The 17644-nt window shown below is 70.3% G+C and carries 15 protein-coding genes and 1 tRNA gene; 6 read left to right on the forward strand and 10 right to left on the reverse strand.

Features of this window, described 5'->3' with window-relative positions; genetic code table 11:
* Positions 1-22 precede the first annotated feature (22 nt).
* The 5 genes from LWW89_RS10820 to LWW89_RS10840 form a co-directional block, all read right to left on the reverse strand.
* Positions 23-979, reverse strand: a complete 957-nt coding sequence (locus tag LWW89_RS10820; protein ID WP_293264004.1) for a ribose-phosphate pyrophosphokinase — start codon at positions 977-979, stop codon at positions 23-25.
* Positions 980-1039: 60 nt separating this feature from the next.
* Positions 1040-1116, reverse strand: a tRNA-Gln gene (locus LWW89_RS10825).
* 165 nt (positions 1117-1281) lie between these two features.
* The gene (gene ispE / locus LWW89_RS10830; RefSeq protein ID WP_293264006.1) at positions 1282-2157 is read right to left on the reverse strand and encodes a 4-(cytidine 5'-diphospho)-2-C-methyl-D-erythritol kinase; all 876 of its coding nucleotides are present in this window, start codon (positions 2155-2157) and stop codon (positions 1282-1284) included.
* A complete protein-coding gene (locus tag LWW89_RS10835; RefSeq protein WP_293264008.1) occupies positions 2154-2852 on the reverse strand; it encodes an outer membrane lipoprotein LolB in 699 nt (232 codons plus the stop codon). Before LWW89_RS10835 ends, ispE begins: the two co-directional genes overlap by 4 nt.
* Complete coding sequence (locus tag LWW89_RS10840; protein ID WP_293264010.1) at positions 2849-4690, reverse strand: tetratricopeptide repeat protein; 1842 nt, start codon at positions 4688-4690, stop codon at positions 2849-2851. Before LWW89_RS10840 ends, LWW89_RS10835 begins: the two co-directional genes overlap by 4 nt.
* A 236-nt stretch (positions 4691-4926) precedes the next feature.
* Here LWW89_RS10840 and mutM point away from each other — a divergent pair, with 236 nt between their 5' ends.
* Entirely contained in the window at positions 4927-5769 is an 843-nt protein-coding gene (mutM, locus tag LWW89_RS10845; RefSeq protein WP_293264012.1) for a bifunctional DNA-formamidopyrimidine glycosylase/DNA-(apurinic or apyrimidinic site) lyase, read from the forward strand.
* 134 nt (positions 5770-5903) lie between these two features.
* On the forward strand, positions 5904-7874 hold the full coding sequence (locus LWW89_RS10850; protein WP_293264014.1) for a dynamin family protein: 1971 nt from the start codon (positions 5904-5906) through the stop codon (positions 7872-7874).
* Between the two features lie 141 nt (positions 7875-8015).
* On the opposite strand, the gene LWW89_RS10855 is transcribed toward LWW89_RS10850, so the two are convergent.
* From LWW89_RS10855 to LWW89_RS10875, 5 genes are all read right to left on the reverse strand, one after another.
* Positions 8016-8276: a YfhL family 4Fe-4S dicluster ferredoxin gene (locus tag LWW89_RS10855; protein WP_293264016.1), complete on the reverse strand. Its 261-nt coding sequence runs from the start codon at positions 8274-8276 to the stop codon at positions 8016-8018.
* Between the two features lie 11 nt (positions 8277-8287).
* Positions 8288-8794 (reverse strand): pantetheine-phosphate adenylyltransferase, encoded by a 507-nt coding sequence (gene coaD, locus LWW89_RS10860; RefSeq protein WP_293264155.1) that lies wholly within the window; start codon positions 8792-8794, stop codon positions 8288-8290.
* 54 nt (positions 8795-8848) lie between these two features.
* Positions 8849-9415, reverse strand: a complete 567-nt coding sequence (gene rsmD, locus LWW89_RS10865; RefSeq protein WP_293264018.1) for a 16S rRNA (guanine(966)-N(2))-methyltransferase RsmD — start codon at positions 9413-9415, stop codon at positions 8849-8851.
* Positions 9415-10827, reverse strand: a complete 1413-nt coding sequence (locus tag LWW89_RS10870) for a pitrilysin family protein (RefSeq protein ID WP_293264020.1) — start codon at positions 10825-10827, stop codon at positions 9415-9417. Before LWW89_RS10870 ends, rsmD begins: the two co-directional genes overlap by 1 nt.
* A gap of 89 nt (positions 10828-10916) precedes the next feature.
* Positions 10917-12284 (reverse strand): pitrilysin family protein, encoded by a 1368-nt coding sequence (locus LWW89_RS10875; RefSeq protein ID WP_293264022.1) that lies wholly within the window; start codon positions 12282-12284, stop codon positions 10917-10919.
* Between the two features lie 241 nt (positions 12285-12525).
* Between LWW89_RS10875 and ftsY the strand changes: the two genes are divergently transcribed.
* From ftsY to LWW89_RS10895, 4 genes are all read left to right on the forward strand, one after another.
* Positions 12526-13530 (forward strand): signal recognition particle-docking protein FtsY, encoded by a 1005-nt coding sequence (gene ftsY / locus LWW89_RS10880; RefSeq protein WP_293264024.1) that lies wholly within the window; start codon positions 12526-12528, stop codon positions 13528-13530.
* 19 nt (positions 13531-13549) lie between these two features.
* Entirely contained in the window at positions 13550-14296 is a 747-nt protein-coding gene (gene ftsE / locus LWW89_RS10885) for a cell division ATP-binding protein FtsE (protein ID WP_293264026.1), read from the forward strand.
* Complete coding sequence (ftsX, locus tag LWW89_RS10890) at positions 14293-15186, forward strand: permease-like cell division protein FtsX (RefSeq protein WP_293264028.1); 894 nt, start codon at positions 14293-14295, stop codon at positions 15184-15186. Before ftsE ends, ftsX begins: the two co-directional genes overlap by 4 nt.
* A gap of 149 nt (positions 15187-15335) precedes the next feature.
* Positions 15336-17624 carry an EAL domain-containing protein gene (locus tag LWW89_RS10895; protein ID WP_293264030.1) on the forward strand — a complete coding sequence of 763 codons (2289 nt, stop codon included), beginning with the start codon at positions 15336-15338 and terminating at the stop codon, positions 17622-17624.
* Positions 17625-17644: the final 20 nt, after the last annotated feature.

The following is a 17644-nucleotide window of genomic DNA, read 5'->3' on the forward strand; positions in this document are numbered from 1 at the left end:
GGGGCTGAGAAACGGGAACGGATCAGTCGAACAGTTCGGACACCGAATCCTCGCAGCTGATGCGGCGGATGGTTTCGGCCATCAGGTTCGCCGCCGACAGCTGGCGGATGCGCGTACAGGCAGCCGCCTCGTCGCGCAGGGGGATGGTGTCGGTGACCACCAGTTCGTCGAGCATCGACTCGTTGAGGCGCTCGATCGCCGCGCCGGACAGCACGGCGTGGGTACAGTAGGCGCGCACCGCCTTGGCGCCGTGGTCCTTGAGGGCCTGGGCGGCCTTGCACAGGGTGCCGGCGGTGTCGACGATGTCGTCCATGATGATGCAGGAGCGGCCCTGCACGTCGCCGATGATGTTCATCACCTCGGAGACGTTGGCCTTGGGGCGGCGCTTGTCGATGATCGCCAGGTCGCTCTCCAGGCACTTGGCCAGGGCCCGGGCGCGCACCACGCCACCGTGGTCGGGGGACACCACCATCAGATCCTCGCCCCAGTCCTTGCGGCGGGTCTGGATGTCGTCCAGCAGGATGGGCTGGGCGTAGATGTTGTCCACCGGGATGTCGAAGAAGCCCTGGATCTGCTCGGCGTGCAGATCCATGGTCAGGACCCGGTCCACGCCCGCGGCGGTGAGCATGTTGGCCACCAGCTTGGCGGCGATGGGTACCCGGGAGGAACGGGAGCGGCGATCCTGGCGGGCGTAGCCGAAGTAGGGGATCGCGGCGGTGATGCGGCCGGCCGAGGCGCGCTTGAGCGCATCCACCATGACCAGCAGTTCCATCAGGTTGTCGTTGGACGGGGCGCAGGTCGATTGCAGCACGAAAACGTCGCGACCGCGGACGTGCTCCTCGATCTCGACGCTCACCTCGCCGTCGGAAAAGCGGCCCACCTTGGCACGGCCGAGTTGGATATTGAGCTTTTGCGCAACGGCGGACGCCAGTTTCGGATTGGCGTTGCCGGTAAAGACCATCAGGCTGTTGTAGGCCATGAGGCGAACCCCGGAAAGCAAGACGGGCAGGGATTAGCCTGCCCGTTTTTTGCAAAATTTTGGCTGGGGAGGAAGGACTCGAACCCTCGCATGCCGGAATCAAAATCCGGTGCCTTAACCAACTTGGCGACTCCCCAGTGACCTTTTTCGAAGCCTTCTAGCGAAGGCTCGGAATTCGGTGCCGAACCGCATTGCTGCGTACTGCTCAATGCGTCAGTGGCGAGGCGCGCATAGTACAGAAATTTTTCCGCTTGTGCCAACTTTTCGCAGCAACTCGCGAAAAAAATCTCGGTCACGTGCCTTCAATCGGCCAGCAGGCCGCGCAGCGGATGATCCTCCAGCCCGGCCGCCAGCCACGCCACCCACCCCTCGGGAAGGCGCGCCAATGCTTGTTCTGCGGCCTGCCGCCCGGCGAACGGAGCGAACACGCAGGCCCCCGACCCGGTCATCCGCGCCGGCCCGCCGCCGGCGGCAGCGGCTGCCGCCTTGAGCCAGGCCAGCCGCTCCGCCACGGCAGGGAAACGGGCGCAGGCCACCGGTTCCAGGTCGTTGCGCCCCATCCCCGGACGCCAGGCGGCGGGGTCGATGGCGGGAGTGTCGCGCACCAATTCCGGAGCGCCGAAGATCGCCGGGGTGGGCACCGCCACCGGGGATTCAACCACCAGATAGGTTTCCGCCGACACCGCCACCGGCGACAGCTCCTCGCCGATGCCGCCGGCAAAGGCCGCCCGGCCATAGACGAACACCGGCACGTCGGCCCCGAGGACCAGGCCCAGGGCTTGCAGGCGCGAGCGCGGCAGCTCCAGGCCCCACAGGTGGTTGAGGGCCAGCAGCACGGTGGCCGCGTCAGAACTGCCGCCGCCAATGCCGCCGCCCATGGGCAGACGCTTGTCGAGGTGGATGGTGGCGCCGTGGCGGGCGCCGGTTTCCGCCAGCAGCAGGCGGGCGGCGCGCACGGTCAGATCGGATTCCGGCGGCACGCCGGGAATGGGGGTGGCGAGCACCACCTGGCCATCGTCCCGGGGGGAGAAGCGCAGGGTGTCGGCCCGGTCGATGAAGCGGAACACGGTCTGCAACAGGTGGTAGCCGTCGGGACGGCGCCCCACCACGTGCAGAAACAGGTTGAGCTTGGCCGGGGCCGGGTAGGCGCTGTCCCACCCCCAGTCGGCGGCCGTCACGGCCGGCGCCCCGTCAGGGCGTCCAGCCCCAGGGCCTCCCACTCGTCGAGCTTGAGGCGCACCTCCACCTCGTCCAGCAGGCGCAGCGCCACCACCCGTTCCGGCAGGGCGCCGGGGCGTTCGTCCGGGTAGCCGTAGTCGAGACGCCAGCCCCGATCCTCGATGCGGGCCGGCCGGCCCGAACCGTCGCGGCGCTGCACCGCACCGCCCCGGGCAAGCAGCCAGTCGCCGCCGCCGGCCAGGGGCAACTCCAGGCCCAGGGCGCGCTGGACCAGGGCGTCGGCGTTGGCGGCCGACTCGGTGCGGCCGTCGGCGGTGAGGGTAGCACCGTCCACCGTGATCACCAGTTCGGCCACGGTCTGGCCAAGGGGGGAATAGAAGAACACCTCGTCCCGGTTGCTGGCCACGGTTCCCGGGCCATTACGCGCCGCATCGCCGCGCCATTCCGGCGTGCGCCGCCACGAGAAGCCGCCGGCGGCGCTCTGCTCGCCGTGGCGCACGGCGAAGCGGCCGGAGACGAGGAAGGCGTTCAGATCGTCCCGATCCGGCAGGGGCAAGGGTGCGGCCGGCTTATCGACCTTCGCCCCCTTGCTGGCGCAGGCGGCCAGGGCCAACGCCAGGGGAATGCCGGCCAGGCCGCGCAGCAAGCGGCGGCGCGGCGCGCTCGGCGCCGCCAGGTGCAGCGCCGCCGTCACGGCTGGAAGCGCCGCTGCACGGCGGACAGCACGTCGTTGTCGGGGAAGCGGCTGGCCGCTTCCTTCCACACGCCCTTGGCCTCGTCCTGGCGGCCCAGGTCCCACAGCACCTCGCCCAGGTGGGCGGCGATCTCGGGATCGGCGCGCAGGGCGTAGGCTTTCTGCAACTGTTGCAAGGCGCCCTGGAGATCGCCCTGGCGGAACAGCACCCAGCCCAGGCTATCGATGATGAACGGGTCTTCCGGCGCCAGGGAGACGGCCTTTTCGATCAGCTTGCGCGCCTCGCCCAGATGCACGTTGCGCTCGGCGTAGGAATAACCCAGGGCGTTGTAAGCGTGGGCGTGGTCCGGTTGCAGCGCGATCAGCTTCTTCAGCCGGCTCTCGGCCAACTCCACCTTGCCCATGCGCTCGGCGAGGAGCGCCGAATCGTAGAGCAGGTCCGGATTGCTGGGCTCCTTGGCGAGAGCCTGGTCGAGCAGGGCCAGCCCTTCGTCGCCCCGGTTGGCGTCGCGCAGCAGTTGGGCCTCGGAGCCGAGCAGGGCGGCCTGGTCCTGGGGGCGCTGGACCTGGGCGGCCTTGAGCAGGGCCCGGGCACCGTCCAGGTCGCCGCGCTTGGCGAGCAGGGAGGCGGCCCGGCTCTTGGCGGGCACGAACTGGTCGCCGTCGTCCACCTGGCGGTACCAGGCGAGGGCCGCGTCGTCGTGCTTCTGTTCCTCGGCGATCTGGCCGAGCTGGAAGCGGATCAGGCCCGGGTCGGCGGGCTCCAGGTCGAGCAAGTGCTGCAACTGGGCCTCGGCGAAACGGTAGTCGCGCTGCTGCAACGACAGGATGGCGGCGGCGTACACCACGTCGGCCCGGTCCGGTTCGTCCTTGAGCAACTGGCGGAACTGGGCCTGGGCGTCGCCGAAGCGCCGCTCCAGCACCAGCTGGCGGGCGTAATGCAGGCGCACATCCTTGGACTTGGGGTACTTGTCGAGAAACTCGGCCTGGTAGTCCAGGGCCGCCTTGACGTCGTCCCGGGCGAGCAGCTGGGCGCGCACCAGGGCGGCGCTCTCCCAATCCGGGCGGATCGCCAGGGCCCGGCCGAGTTCCAGCCGCCCCCTGGGCAGGTCGCCGGCGTTGATAGCCGCCTGGGCCACGGCGAAGTGGGCCTCGGCCAAGTTGCCGTAGGGGGCCGCCACCTCGGACACCACCTGAAGCACCGCCTGCTTGTCGGCGTTGCGCGGGAACAGGCGGTTGAGGCCGAGCAGGTTGGCCGGCAACTGGACCTTTTCCTGAGCCAGCAGGTAACCGAGCTGGGCGGGCAGGTCGTCGTAGCTGCCGGTCACCACCAGCAGGCTGACCAGGGCCTGGCGGGCCTCCATCGATTCGGGCTGGAGCGTCACCCAGCGCTGGGCGGCAACCAGGGCCACGTCGAAGCGGCGGGCGAAGCCGGCCACCTCCACGGTGCGGGCCAGAATCTTCGGATCGTCGGTGCGCGCCGCCAGATCGGCCATGGCCGAGGTGGCCAGGTCGGCCATGCCGCGGCGCATGGCGAATTCGCCGATCAGGTACTGGTACACCCCCTGGCCTTCGGAAATCTCGCCACCGCCGGGCAGGGGCGGATGGGCAGGCCGCGGCGCGGGCTCGCTCCGCTCGGCCCGGGGACGGGCCTTGGCCTTGGCTTTCGCCGCGCTGGGCGCATCCGCGGCCGGGGTCGCCGGGCTGGCATCGGCCGCCAGCAACGGCGGCGCCACCCCCAGCCAGGCGGCAGCCGCCAGGACGGCGAGGGAGAAGGCGGGACGGGGCAACGGGGCTGCGGACCGGGAGTTGAGCGGGCTCGTGGGAGCGAGGGGCATAGAAGAATCCAATCCGGCGACCGGCGGGGCAATGGTCCCCGGGATGCCGACGAAGGAAAATGGAGGTGCTTGATTAGAACCCGGCGGCGGGCAATAGTTTGTGACGGCTTTGTAGCGGTTTGCGATCATCGCCCCCGGCGGTACGCGCCGCTACGCGGCCCGGCGCCAGGGTCCCCGATGGTAGGGCCTTTTCCCCCACCCGACAACGCCGCCCGCCCCCTAACCTTGATCCAGCCATGCCCGAACTCCCCGAAGTCGAAGTCAGCCGCCGCGGCCTGCTCCCCCACCTGCCCGGCCGCCCCTGCCTGGGCGCCGTCACCCGGGCACCCCGCCTGCGCCTGCCCCTGCCCGACCTCAACGCCCTGCTCGAAGGACGCCTGCTCACGGCCATCCACCGCCGCGGCAAATACCTGCTGTTCGAATGGACCGCCCGCCCGGGCGATCCCCAGGACGAGCCGGGCTGGCTGATCGTGCACCTGGGCATGTCCGGCAGCCTGCGCCTGGTGGCGGACGGCGCCCCGCCCGCCGCCCACGACCACGTGGACATCCGCTTCCCCGGGGCCGTGCTGCGCTACCGGGACCCGCGCCGCTTCGGCCTGATGGTCTGGCACGGCGGCCCCCACCCGGAGCGGGACCCGCGCCTGGCGGTGCTGGGCGTCGAGCCCCTGGGCGAGACCTTCACCGGCCCCTGGCTGCACCGGGCCCTGGGCGGCAAGTCGGTGGCGATCAAGCAGGCCCTGATGGATTCGCACCTGGTCGTCGGCGTCGGCAACATCTACGCCGCCGAGGCCCTGTTCCGCGCCCGCATCGCCCCCACGGCGCCGGCGGGCAGCCTGTCCGCCGCCCGCTGCGCCCGGCTGGCGGCGGCGGTACGGGAAGTGCTGGCCGAATCCATCGCCCTGGGCGGCAGCTCGGTACGCGACTATGTGCACAGTGACGGTGGCATGGGCGGCTACCAGTTGAGCTGCGCCGTCTACGGCCGGACCGGCGAGCCCTGCCGGGTGTGCGCCACGCCGATCCGGCAGATTCGCCAAGGCGGCCGCTCCACCTTCTACTGCCCCCACTGCCAGGGACGCTGAGGGCCCACGGCGCGCTCCGGCCGGTGTGGCGTTCGCGCCGTTCGTCCGGCCAGACCGGGCGGCCATGCCCCTGTGATACATTTCCAACCATGCGCTTGGCGCCGCGCGGCGCCGCCCCTTTCAGGACACTCCACATGACGATCGCCCAGGATTTCGCCGCCTACGGCCAATGGCGCGCCGGCCTGCGGGAAGGCATCGAACGCTTCCGGAGCTGGCTCGCCGACAACGAGCTGAACGACGGCCAGATCGAGCTGAAACTCGAACGCCTGCTCGACCGGCTCACGGAAGACCGGCTCAACGTGGCCTTCGTCGCCGAGTTCTCCCGGGGCAAGTCGGAGCTAATCAACGCCATCTTTTTCGCCGACTACGGCAACCGCATGCTGCCCTCGTCGGCCGGGCGCACCACCATGTGCCCCACCGAACTGCTGTTCGATCCGGCCAAGCCCCCGGCCATCGAACTGCTGCCCATCGCCACCCGGGAAGGCAACACCAGCATCTCCGAGCTCAAGCGCTACCCGGACGAATGGCGCCGGGTACCCCTCGACACCACCTCGGCGGAGGCCATGCAGGCGGCCTTGAAGCAGGTCTCGGAAGTAGTCCGGGTACCGCCGGAAAAAGCCGCCGCTCTGGGCTTTCCCGTGGGCGAGGATACCCACCGGGCGGGGGACGACGGACTGGTGGAAATCCCGCGCTGGCGCCACGCCCTGATCAACTTCCCTCACCCCCTGCTGCAACAGGGCCTAGTGATCCTGGACACCCCGGGGCTCAACGCCATCGGCGCCGAGCCCGAGCTGACCCTGTCCCTGCTGCCCAACGCCCACGCGGTGCTGTTCATCCTGTCCGCCGACACCGGGGTCACCCAGTCCGACCTGGAAGTCTGGCAGGAACACATCGTCGGCCCGGACGACGGCCAGAACGGCGGGCCGGGCCAGCGCGCCCCGGCCCGGGGCCGGCTGGTGGTGCTGAACAAGATCGACGGCCTGTGGGACGAGCTCAAGAGCGACAACGAGGTGGACGGCGAGATCGCCCGCCAACAGCACGACTGCGCCGCCATCCTGGGGGTGCCCGACGCCCAGGTGTTTCCCGTCTCGGCCCAGAAGGGGCTGGTGGGCAAGATCAACGGCGACGCCGGGCTGCTCGCCCGCAGCCGCCTCGCCGACCTGGAGCAGGCCCTGGCCGGGGAGCTGATCCCGGCCAAGCGCGAGATCGTCAGGGACGGCGCCGCCGGTGAGCTGAACGAGCTGCACCTGCGCATCCGGCGCCTGCTGGACGCCCGCCAGGCCGGCCTGGCCGAACAGCTCGCCGAACTGACCGAGCTGCGCGGCAAGAACCGGGGCGTGGTCGAGTACATGATGGGCAAGATTCAGACCGAAAAGGACGAGTTCGAGTCCGGCCTGCAACGCTATTACGCGGTGCGCAGCGTGTTCTCCACCCTGACCAACAACCTGTTCGGCCACCTGGGGCTGGAAGCGCTGAAGGCCCTGACCCGCACCACCCGAGAGGCCATGGACGAGGCCAGCTTCTCGCGCCACCTGTCCGAGGCCATGACCCGCTTCTTCGTCGTGGTGCGCGGCAACCTCGCCAAGTCCGCCGAGGAGATCGGCGAGATCACCGCCATGATGGACGCTGTGTACCGCCAGTTCAGCGTCGAACACGGCCTCAAGCTCGGCGCCCCCACCGCCTTCTCCCTGCTGCGCTACGAGAAGGAGGTGCTGCGCCTGGAACGCTGGTGCAACGACAATCTGAACACCGCCCGGCAGCTGCTCACCCACGAGAAGCGCAACGTCATCCAGAAGTTCTTCGACGAGGTGGCGGTGCAGGTGCGGCGCGCCTTCGAGCACGCCAACCGGGACGCCGAGTTATGGCTGAAGGCGGTGATGGCGCCCATGGAGACCCAGGTGCGCGAGCACCAGATCACCCTGAAACGGCGCCTGGAAAGCATCAAGCGCATCCACCAGGCCACCGAGACCCTGGAAGACCGCATCGCCGAACTTAACCATGTGGACGGCGAACTGGGCACCCAGCAGGCCGCCCTGGCGCAATTGAAGATGACCCTGGACGAACGCCTGGAAGGCACCGCCGAGGCTGTCCGGGCCGCCGCCTGACCCCGCTGCGGGGAGGCGACCGGGCAACAAACGAACAGAGGGCTCCCGCCGTCGCCGGCGGGAGCCCTCTGTTCGTTTGCGCGTCCTGAACGGCCGGCCGCGGCGCTACGTTAGCTACGCAACATCACGCCGCGCCCAGGCTCAGGCGGGGCGCTTGTTGCCGGTCAGGTGCTCGTACTTGACCCACAGCTGGTCGTTGCTTTCGGGATGCTCCGGGCTCTTGCCGATGCAATCCACCGGGCACACTTCCATGCACTGGGGGGTATCGTAGTGACCGACGCACTCGGTGCACTTGGACGGGTTGATCTCATAGATCTCCGCGCCCTGGGAAATCGCTTCGTTCGGGCACTCCGGCTCGCAAACGTCACAGTTGATGCATTCGTCGGTAATCCACAAAGCCATGGCTGCTTTCCTTACGCACTCGTTGCTTGCCGAATTTCGGACACTTTGGCAGCCAGCCGCTCGGCGACCGCCGGCTGCACGAACTTCGAAACATCGCCGCCCAGCAGGGCGATTTCCCGGACCATGGTCGCGGAAATGAACATGTACTGCTCACCCGGCGTGAGAAACACGGTCTCCACGTCCGGGTAGAGGTTGCGGTTCATGCCGGCCATCTGGAATTCGTACTCGAAGTCCGAAACCGCCCGCAGGCCGCGCAGGATGACCTTGGCGCCTTGCTGATGGAGGAACTCCATGAGCAGACACGAGAAGCCCTTGACCTCGACGTTCGGGTAGGCGGACACCACCTGGGTGGCGATCTCGACCCGCTCGGCCAGGGGGAAGAAAGGCCGCTTCGAACGGCTGTCGGCCACCGCCACGATGACGTGGTCGAACAGCCGTGCGGCCCGTCGCACCAGGTCTTCGTGCCCCTTGGTGAACGGATCGAAAGTACCGGGGTAGATGGCGACGCGCTTGCTCAATTCCATCGATGCTCCAGGATCGGGCCGGGGAGAACCTGCGCCAGCCCACACTGCTTAGGCAGCGCGGGCACCGTCGTGTTCAGCCTGCCTCAACAAGTGGTAGAAAACCTGCCCGGCCCGGCCCTCCCGGACCGGTGTCCAGCCCGCCAGCCCGGCGAGCTGCGCTTCCGCCTCGGCGTACAGCGCGCCCTCCGGCCGCAACAGCCGCGGCAGGTGTGCCTCCAGCCGTTCGAGAAAGCCCTGCCGGTAGGGGGGATCGAGAAAAACCACATCGAACCCGCCCGCAGGCACCCCGGCGGAGGCGGCGAATTGTAGCGCATCCGCCACCACCACCTCCACACAGCCCAATCCGAGCAGTTTGGCGTTGGCCTTGAGGGCCGCCGCCACCTGGGGCGAACGCTCCACCATCACCACCCGCGCGGCCCCCCGGGAGGCCGCTTCCAACCCCAGGGCGCCGCTGCCGGCGAACAGGTCCAGGCAGGTCTGGCCGGTCAGGTCCTGGCCGAGCCAGTTGAACAGGGTTTCCCGCACCCGGTCCGGGGTGGGGCGCAGCCCGGGCACGTCGGGGAACTTGAGCACCCGACGCCGGTGCGCCCCGCCGATGATGCGCAGGTTGCCCATCAGCGGGCGGCCCCGGCTTGCGCGTCGGGCAGGTCGGTCGCCACTTCCACCGTCACCAGGCGCGCATCCTGCACGTGGCGGGCGAAGGCGTCCTTGATCTGGGTCACGGTCACCGCCTTGACCCGCTCGGTGTAGCGGTCGAGCCAATCCAGGGGCAGGCCGTAGAAGCCGATGGTGGCCACCTGGTCGAGGAGCTTGCGGTTGCTGTCCAGGCGCAGGGGGAAGCCGCCCACCAGGTTGTCCTTGGCCGCCTGCAACTCGGACTCGGTGGGGCCCTTGGCGATGAATTCTGCCAGGGTGTCGCGCACCACCTTGAGGGCGGCGCCGGCCTGATCGCGCTTGGTCTGCAGCCCGATCTGGAAGGGGCCTTCCTCCTTGAGGGGCAGGAAGTAGGAATAGACGCTGTAGGCGTAGCCGCGCTTCTCGCGCACTTCCTTCATCAGCCGCGAGACGAAGCCACCGCCGCCCAGGACGTAGTTGCCCACCACCAGGGGGAAGAAGTCCGGATCGCCGCGCTTGAAGGTGGGGGAACCGATGAACAGATGGGACTGGGCCGCCGGGTGGGCCACGGCCACGGTAGTGGCCTTGGGCGGGGTCACCGCCGGCAGGGCGAGGGAGGCGCCGCCGTTGGCCGCCTCCGCCGGCAGCCCGGCGGTAAGGTCCTGGGCCACGGCCTCGGCCTGGGCCTGGGTCAGGTCGCCGACCAGGGTGACGGTGGCGCGCCGGGCGGTGTAGTGGGCCTTCCAGTAGGCCGCCAGGTCGTCCCGGGTGAGGGCGGCGATGGACTCCGGCGTGGCCTGGCGCCCGTAGGGGTGGTCACCGTACAGGTTTTGCCAGAAGGCCCGGCTGGCCAGGGTCTCCGGCCGGGTCAGGGATTCCTTGAGGGCGGCCACCGCCCGGTCCCGCTCCCGGGCCACCACGTCGGCAGGAAAGGCCGGCGCAGCCAGCACGGTGCGCAGCACCGCCAGGGCGCCGTCCCGGGTCGGGGCATCGGACAGGGTGCGCAGGGACAGGCTGGCCCGGTCCGGGTCCACGCCCCCGCCCAGTTGGGCGCCCAGATCGGCCAGCCGGTCGGCGATGGCCTGCTCGCTCAGGTTCCCCGCCCCCTGGGAGAGGAGGCCCCGGGTCAGGCCGGCCACCCCGGCCTTGCCCGCCGGGGCGTAGGCCGAGCCGGCGGCGAAATCGACCTGCACGTCCACCACCGGCAGGACGTGGGATTCGACGAACAGCACCTTGGCACCGGAGGGGGCGGTCCAGGTGTCGATGCGGGGGCCCGCCGCGGCGGGCAGGGCCAGACCTGCGGCCACCAGCCCGAAGAAGGCGGGAACAAGGGCCCGGCCAAGCACCCGGCTAAAGGCCCGGCCGATGGCCGGGGAGGCGAAGTGCCGCGGGACGGCGAGGGAAACGCTCATGGTCTTCTCCGGAAGCGGCGCCGCCGTGGCGGCGCGGGCAGTCTGTCGAATCGTCAGCAATATCGGCAACGCAGCGCGAAGGCGCGCGGTCAGTGGAGCATGCCGGACGGGGGCGGTGCAGCGGGCCGGTCCTTGAGGGGCTGGGGATCGAGCACGCCGACGGTCAGGGTGTCGTCGCCGAAGTAGGCCTTGGCCACCCGCGCCACGTCGGCGGCGGTGACCGCCTTGAGGCGCTCGATCATCAGGTCGGTGGCGCGCCAGCCCAGACCGACGGTTTCCAGCTCCCCCATCTCCATGGCCTGGGCGAACATCGAATCGCGCTTGTAGACCTGGGCCGCCAGCATCTGGGCCCGGGCCCGCACCAGTTCCTCGTCCTTGACGCCCTCGTTGGCGATGCGGGCGATCTCGGCGCGCAGGGCCGCTTCCACTTCGGCCGGGGTCTTGCCCGGGGCCGGGGTGGCCTGGACCATGAACAGGGCCGGGCCGCGGCCCACGTTGTCGTAGCCCACGCCCACGTCCTGGGCGATGCGGGATTCCTTGACCAGACGGGTGTTGAGGCGGGCGCCGTCGTAGCCGTCGAGCAGCGCCGCCAGCACGTCCAGGGCGTAGCTGTCGGCGTCGTTGGCCATGGCCTTGGCGTCCATGCCGGTGATCTTGGGCGCCTTCCAGGCCAGCAGCACCGAGGGCAGCTCGGCCGGGGCCTTCACCGTCAGGCGGCGGATGCCGGCCTGGACGGGCTCGTCCTGGGGCTTGCGCACTGGCAGCGGCCGGGCCTTGAGGAGGCCGTAGGTTTCCTTGGCCCAGCGGACCACCTGCTGGTGGTCCACGTCGCCCACCACCACCAGGGTGGCGTTGTTGGGTACGTACCAGCGGTCGTAGAAGGCGCGCAGGTCGGTGGCGGTCATGTGCTCCAGGTCGTCCATCCAGCCGATCACCGGCACCCGGTAGGGGCTAGCCTGGAAGGCCACCGAGTTGAGCCCTTCGCTCAACAGGGCGGTGGGCTGGTCGTCGGTGCGCAGCCGCCGCTCTTCCATCACCACCTTGATCTCCTTGGCGAACTCGGCCGGGGCCAGGGTCAGGTGGCGCATCCGGTCGGCCTCCAGGGCCATCATGTCGCGCAGCCGCTCCTTGGGAATCTGCTGGAAGTAGGCGGTGTAGTCCCGGTTGGTGAAGGCGTTGTCGCGCCCCCCGGCGGCGGCCACCCGCTTCGAGAACTCGCCGGCGCCGACCTTGGGGGTGCCCTTGAACATCATGTGCTCCAGGGCGTGGGCCACGCCGGTGGTGCCGTTGACCTCGTCCACGCTGCCCACCCGGTACCACACCATCTGCACCGCCGTGGGCGCGCGCCGGTCTTCCATGACCAGCACCTTGAGGCCGTTGTCGAGCCGGGTTTCGAACACCGGAGCGCCGGCCGCCAGGGCCAGACTGCCTTCCAGGAGCAGGGTAAATGCGAGCATGCCGCGCAACATTCGTTTCATGGTAATCCTCGGCGATGGCGAAATGACGTCAGCGAACAGCAAAAGCGCCGGAACGGGCGGGAGCGCCCCGGGCTGGGATAAAATCCCGCTTTCCCGGGCTCGGGAACGGGCGCCAGCGAACGGGGGATGTTACCCCCGCCTCTTGCCCCACGGCCAGTACCGGCCGCCCGCCCCATCGCGCCGATCCCGGCGCCCCGCCCCGCTACGACTGGATTCCCGCATGTTTGGTTTGTTCAAGAAATCCCCGGCAGACGCCCCGCAGCCCGCTGCGGCCGCAGCGGCCGAGGCCGCTCCCCAGGAGAAGCGCTCCTGGCGCGAGCGCCTGTTCGCCGGCCTGACCCGCACCCGCAGCCAGTTGTCCGGAGGGCTCAAGTCCCTGTTTTCCCGGGGCAAGGTGGACGACGAACTGCTCGAGGAACTGGAAACCCTGCTGCTCACCGCCGACGTGGGGGTGGAGGCCACCCAGCACCTGCTCGACGAGCTGAAGAAGAAGGCCAAGACCGGCACCCTGAACACCCCGGAGGCGATCCAGCAGGCCCTGGCCGACAGCGTCAACGGGCTGCTCGCGCCCCTGGAGGCGCCCCTCGACGTGGGCACCCATACCCCCTTCGTGATCATGATCGCGGGGGTCAACGGCGCCGGCAAGACCACGTCCATCGGCAAGCTGGCCAAGTATTTCCAGGGCCAGGGCAAGAGCGTGCTGCTGGCCGCCGGCGACACCTTCCGCGCCGCCGCCCGGGAACAGCTGATGACCTGGGGCGAGCGCAACAACGTCACCGTCATCGCCCAGGAATCGGGGGACCCGGCCGCCGTGGTGTTCGACGCCATCGCCGCCGCCAAGGCCCGGGGCATCGACGTGGTACTGGCCGACACCGCCGGCCGCCTGCCCACCCAGCTGCACCTGATGGAAGAGATCGCCAAGGTGCGCCGCGTCATCCAGAAGGCCGACCCGAGCGGCCCCCACGAGGTGATGCTGGTGCTCGACGCCAACATCGGCCAGAACGCCATCGCCCAGGTGAAGGCCTTCGACAAGGCCATCGGCGTCACCGGCCTGGTGGTGACCAAGCTCGACGGCACCGCCAAAGGCGGCGTGCTGGCGGCCATCTCGCGCCAGTGCCCGAAGCCGGTGCGCTTCATCGGCATCGGCGAGGCCATCGACGACCTGCGCCCCTTCACTGCCCGGGACTTCACCGACGCCCTGTTCGGCCAGGACACCCTGGCCTGACGCCCACGACACCCCCACCATGATCACCTTCGCCAACGTCACCAAGCGCTACCCCACCGGCTTCGAAGCCCTGCGCGACGTCAGCCTGGACATCCAGGCCGGTGAGTTCGTTTTCGTCACCGGCCACTCCGGCGCCGGCAAGACCACCCTGGTCAAGTTGATGGCCGCCATCGAGCGGCCCACCAGCGGCGGCATCATCGTCAACGGCCAGAACCTCTCGGCCCTGCGCGCCTCCGCCCTGCCCTTCCTGCGGCGCAACTTCGGCCTGGTCTTCCAGGACCAGAAGCTGCTGTTCGACCGCCCGGTGCTGGCCAACGTGCTGCTGCCCCTGGAAATCGCCGGCACCCCGCCCCGGGAGGCGAAGAAGCGCGCCCTGGCGGCGCTGGACAAGGTGGGCCTGCTCGACCGGGAGAAGGCCCTGCCGATCGCCCTGTCCGGCGGCGAACAGCAGCGCCTGGCCATCGCCCGGGCGGTGGTCAACCGCCCCGCCATCCTGCTCGCCGACGAGCCCACCGCCAACCTGGACGCGGCCTCCGCCGGCCAGATCCTGTCCATCTTCAACAGCTTCAACCAGGTCGGCGTCACCGTCATCCTGGCCACCCACGACCTGCAATGGGTGGACAAGCTCCGACCCCGGGTGCTGTGGCTGGCCAAGGGCAAGCTGCACGAAGGCCTGCCCGCCCAGTCCCCCGTCGAACTGGCACCCCTGAACGCGCTCGCCGTCCCCGGCGCCTCCGACACCCTGATCGAGGAGGCCACCCGATGAGCCTCGCCCACCATCAGCAGGCCCTCGCCACCGCCCTGGAGCGCCTGCGCGACGCCCCCTTCAACGCCCTGCTGTCGCTCCTGGTCATCGGCATCGCCCTGGCCCTGCCCGCCGCCGGCTGGGTCGCCCTGGACAACGTGCGCCTGGCCGCCAGCGGCCTGGCAGAGGCCCCCGAGGTCAGCCTGTTCCTCGACCCTGGCGCCGGCCGCGACGAGGTCAAGGCCATTGAGCAGAAGCTGCGCGACGCTGGCGCCCCCTACCGTTTCGTCGCCAAGGACGCCGCCCTGGAACGGCTGAAAGCCCGGGAAGGGCTGGCCGATCTGGTGGCCAACCTGCCGAAGAACCCCCTGCCCGACGCCTTCGTCGCCGACATGGCGGGGCGCGACGCCGCCGCCGTGGAAGCCTTCGTCAAGAGCGCCGGCGAGTGGCCCCGGGTCGCCCACGTCCAGTTCGATTCGGCCTGGATGCGCCGCCTCGATGCCTTCCTGCGCCTGGGGCGCCTGGCCGTTGTGCTGCTCGCCGGGGTGTTCGGCGTCGGCCTGGTGGCCGCCACCTTCAACACCATCCGCCTGCAGATGCTGGCCCGGGCCCAGGAGATCGAGGTGGCCCGGCTGATCGGCGCCACCCCGGGCTTCGTCTCCCGGCCCTACGCCTACTACGGCGCCCTGCAAGGCATCCTTGGCGGGCTGCTCGCCGCGGCCCTGGTGGCCCTGGCCTTCTTCTTCCTGTCCGGGCCGGTGGGGGAACTGACCCGCCTCTACGGCAGCAGCTTCCGCCTGCGCGGCCCGAGCTTGGCCGAAGTGGGCGCCCTGTGCGCCGCCGGCGCCCTGCTCGGCTGGCTCGGCGCCCGCCTGTCGGTGGCCCTCTACCTGCGCCAGCAGCCCCAGTAGGATTACGGCCACCGCCCCCGGAAACAGCCGCTGGGCGAGCGGGTCAGAGCAATAGCACCGCAGCGGGACGATACGCCCTCCAGGCCGACCGTCCCGTCGCCGCAATTCCGCTCCACCGCCGCCACCCTTTTGCGAGCCTGCCCACGGACATGCCCCGTCTCTTCGCTCCCGCTCCCCTGCCCCGCCCCCGCCTCGCGGCCCAGGCGGGCCTGTGGACGGCGGTGGCCGTCTTCCTCGGTGCCGCCCTCTCCCGCCTGTTGTCGTTTTCCGGCAACACCTTTTCCGACCTCAGCTTCTCCCTGTTCTGGCCTCCGGCCGGCATCGGCTTCGCCCTGGTCTGGCGCTACGGCCTGCCCGGGCTGTGGCCCCTGGCCCTGGGGCTGGGGGCCTGGAGCCTGCTCTCCTACCACCAGGAGCCTCTGGTGGCGGCCCTGGCCATCGTCGCCTCGTGCACCGGGCCGGCGGTGGGGGCCAGGGTGCTGCGCCGCCTGCTGCGGGCCCGCCCGACCGCCATGCCGGAACGGCGCAGCGGCGTGCGCGACCTGCTCGCCTTCTACCGCGTCGGGGTCGGTATCGCGGCGCCCCTGTCGGCCCTGATCGGCACCCTGGGCTTCAAGCTGGGCGGGTTGTTCCCCGCCTCCTCGGCCCTCGACGTGTTTCTCGCCTACTGGCTGGTCGATGCCATCGGCGGCATCCTGTTCGCCCCCGCCCTGCTCACCCTGTGGCAGGAGAACATCCGCCCCCGGCAGTGGCTGGCGACGCTGGACCGCCCCACCCTGGCGGCCGCCGCCTCCATCGCCCTGGCCCTGACCCTGCTCGCCTGGAGCGGCGCCAACGACTACGCCACCGCCCTGGCCTACCTGTATTTTCCGGCCATCGCCGCCTGCGCCATGCGCCGCGAGGCCGCCACCACCGGCCTGACCCTGATCGCCACGGCCATCCTGATCCTGTCGGCCAAGGCGTTCGCCACCATGGACGCCCAGGCCCTGCGCTTCGCCATCTTCCAGACCGCCCTGGTGCTGCTGGTGGCCGCCGCTTTCGGCCAGATTCTCCAGGCCATCGCCGCCGACCGCCGCGCTGCCTACCGCAAACTGGCGCGCCAGGCCGAGCTGGACAACGTCACCGACTGCCTCAACGAGCGGGGCTTCCTCACCGCCATGGAGCACAGCCGCCGGGAACGGGCGCGACGCCGCGACGGCCGGGGCCTGTTCATCCTCGGCGTCGAGAACCTGGAATCCGCCGGCCACCTGGTGGGGCTGGCCACCATCGCCGACTTCGAGCGCGAACTGGCGGCACGGCTGCGCGCCGAGGACGACCTGAGCGCTGTGGCCCGGCTCCAGCCCGGGGTATTCGCCGCCCTGTTGCCCTTCGGCAGCCCGGCGGCGGTGGAGGAAGCCTTCCTGCGCGTCGAAGCCGGCTTCCGCCGCGGCCCCCTGCACCTGGCTGGCAACGGCACGGCGCTGCGCCTGCAACCCCTGCGTGCCGGCCTGTACGTGCCCGCCCAAGCCCAGGAAACCCTCGACGAGATTCTCATCGCCCTGCGCGAAGCCCTGAGCGAGGCAGCCCTCAAGCCTGACCGGCGGGTGCTGCCGGAGCCGGTGTCGCGCCACCAGGCCGACACCCGCCGCGCCCATGCCCGGCGCATCGAGGCGGTACGCGCCGCATTGGGCGAAGGGCGTATCCGCCTGCTCGCCCAGCCCCTGGTCGCCAACCGCCCACTGCCATCGGACGCCCCGCCGCACCACGACTTCGAGGTGCTGGTGCGGGTGCTCGACGAGGGCGGCAACGTCATCCCCATGCCGGAGGTCATCGCCGCCCTGGCCCAGCGGCCCCTGGCCCTGGAACTGGACCGGGCGGTGATCGAGGCCGCTTTCGCCCATTTCGCCGCCCACCCGGAACAGCTCGCCCGGGTCGGCAAATGCGCCCTCAACCTGACCGGTGCCAGCCTGTCCGATCCGGACATGCTGCCCTTCATCCGCGACCGCCTGCGCGCCCACGGCCTGCCCACGGCGCCCTTCGCCTTCGAGATCACCGAAAGCCAGGCCATTCTCAACGACCAGGCGGCCAGCGACCTGCTCCTCGGCCTCAAGGCGCTCGGCTGCCGCATCGCCCTGGACGACTTCGGCACCGGCCTGGCCACCTACGACTACCTGAAACGCTTTCCGGTGGATTACGTGAAGATCGACGGGGCCTTCGTCAAGGATCTGGAAAGCAGCCCGGTGGACCGGGAGATCGTCGCGTCGATCGTGCGCGTGGCCCACCGGCTGGGGGTCGGCACCGTGGCCGAATTCGTGCACAACGCGGGAGTGCTGCACTGGGTGACCGACCTGGAGGTGGGCTACAGCCAGGGCTACGCGCTCTCGCCGCCGCGCCCTCTGGCCGAATTGCTGGCAGGGCCGCCCGTGGGCCTGCCAGCTGTCCCGGTGGCCGGGGCCTGAGGGCAGCGGGAAGGCCGCGC

Source organism: Oryzomicrobium sp. (genome assembly GCF_021287045.1).
Classification (GTDB): Bacteria; Pseudomonadota; Gammaproteobacteria; order Burkholderiales; family Rhodocyclaceae; genus Oryzomicrobium.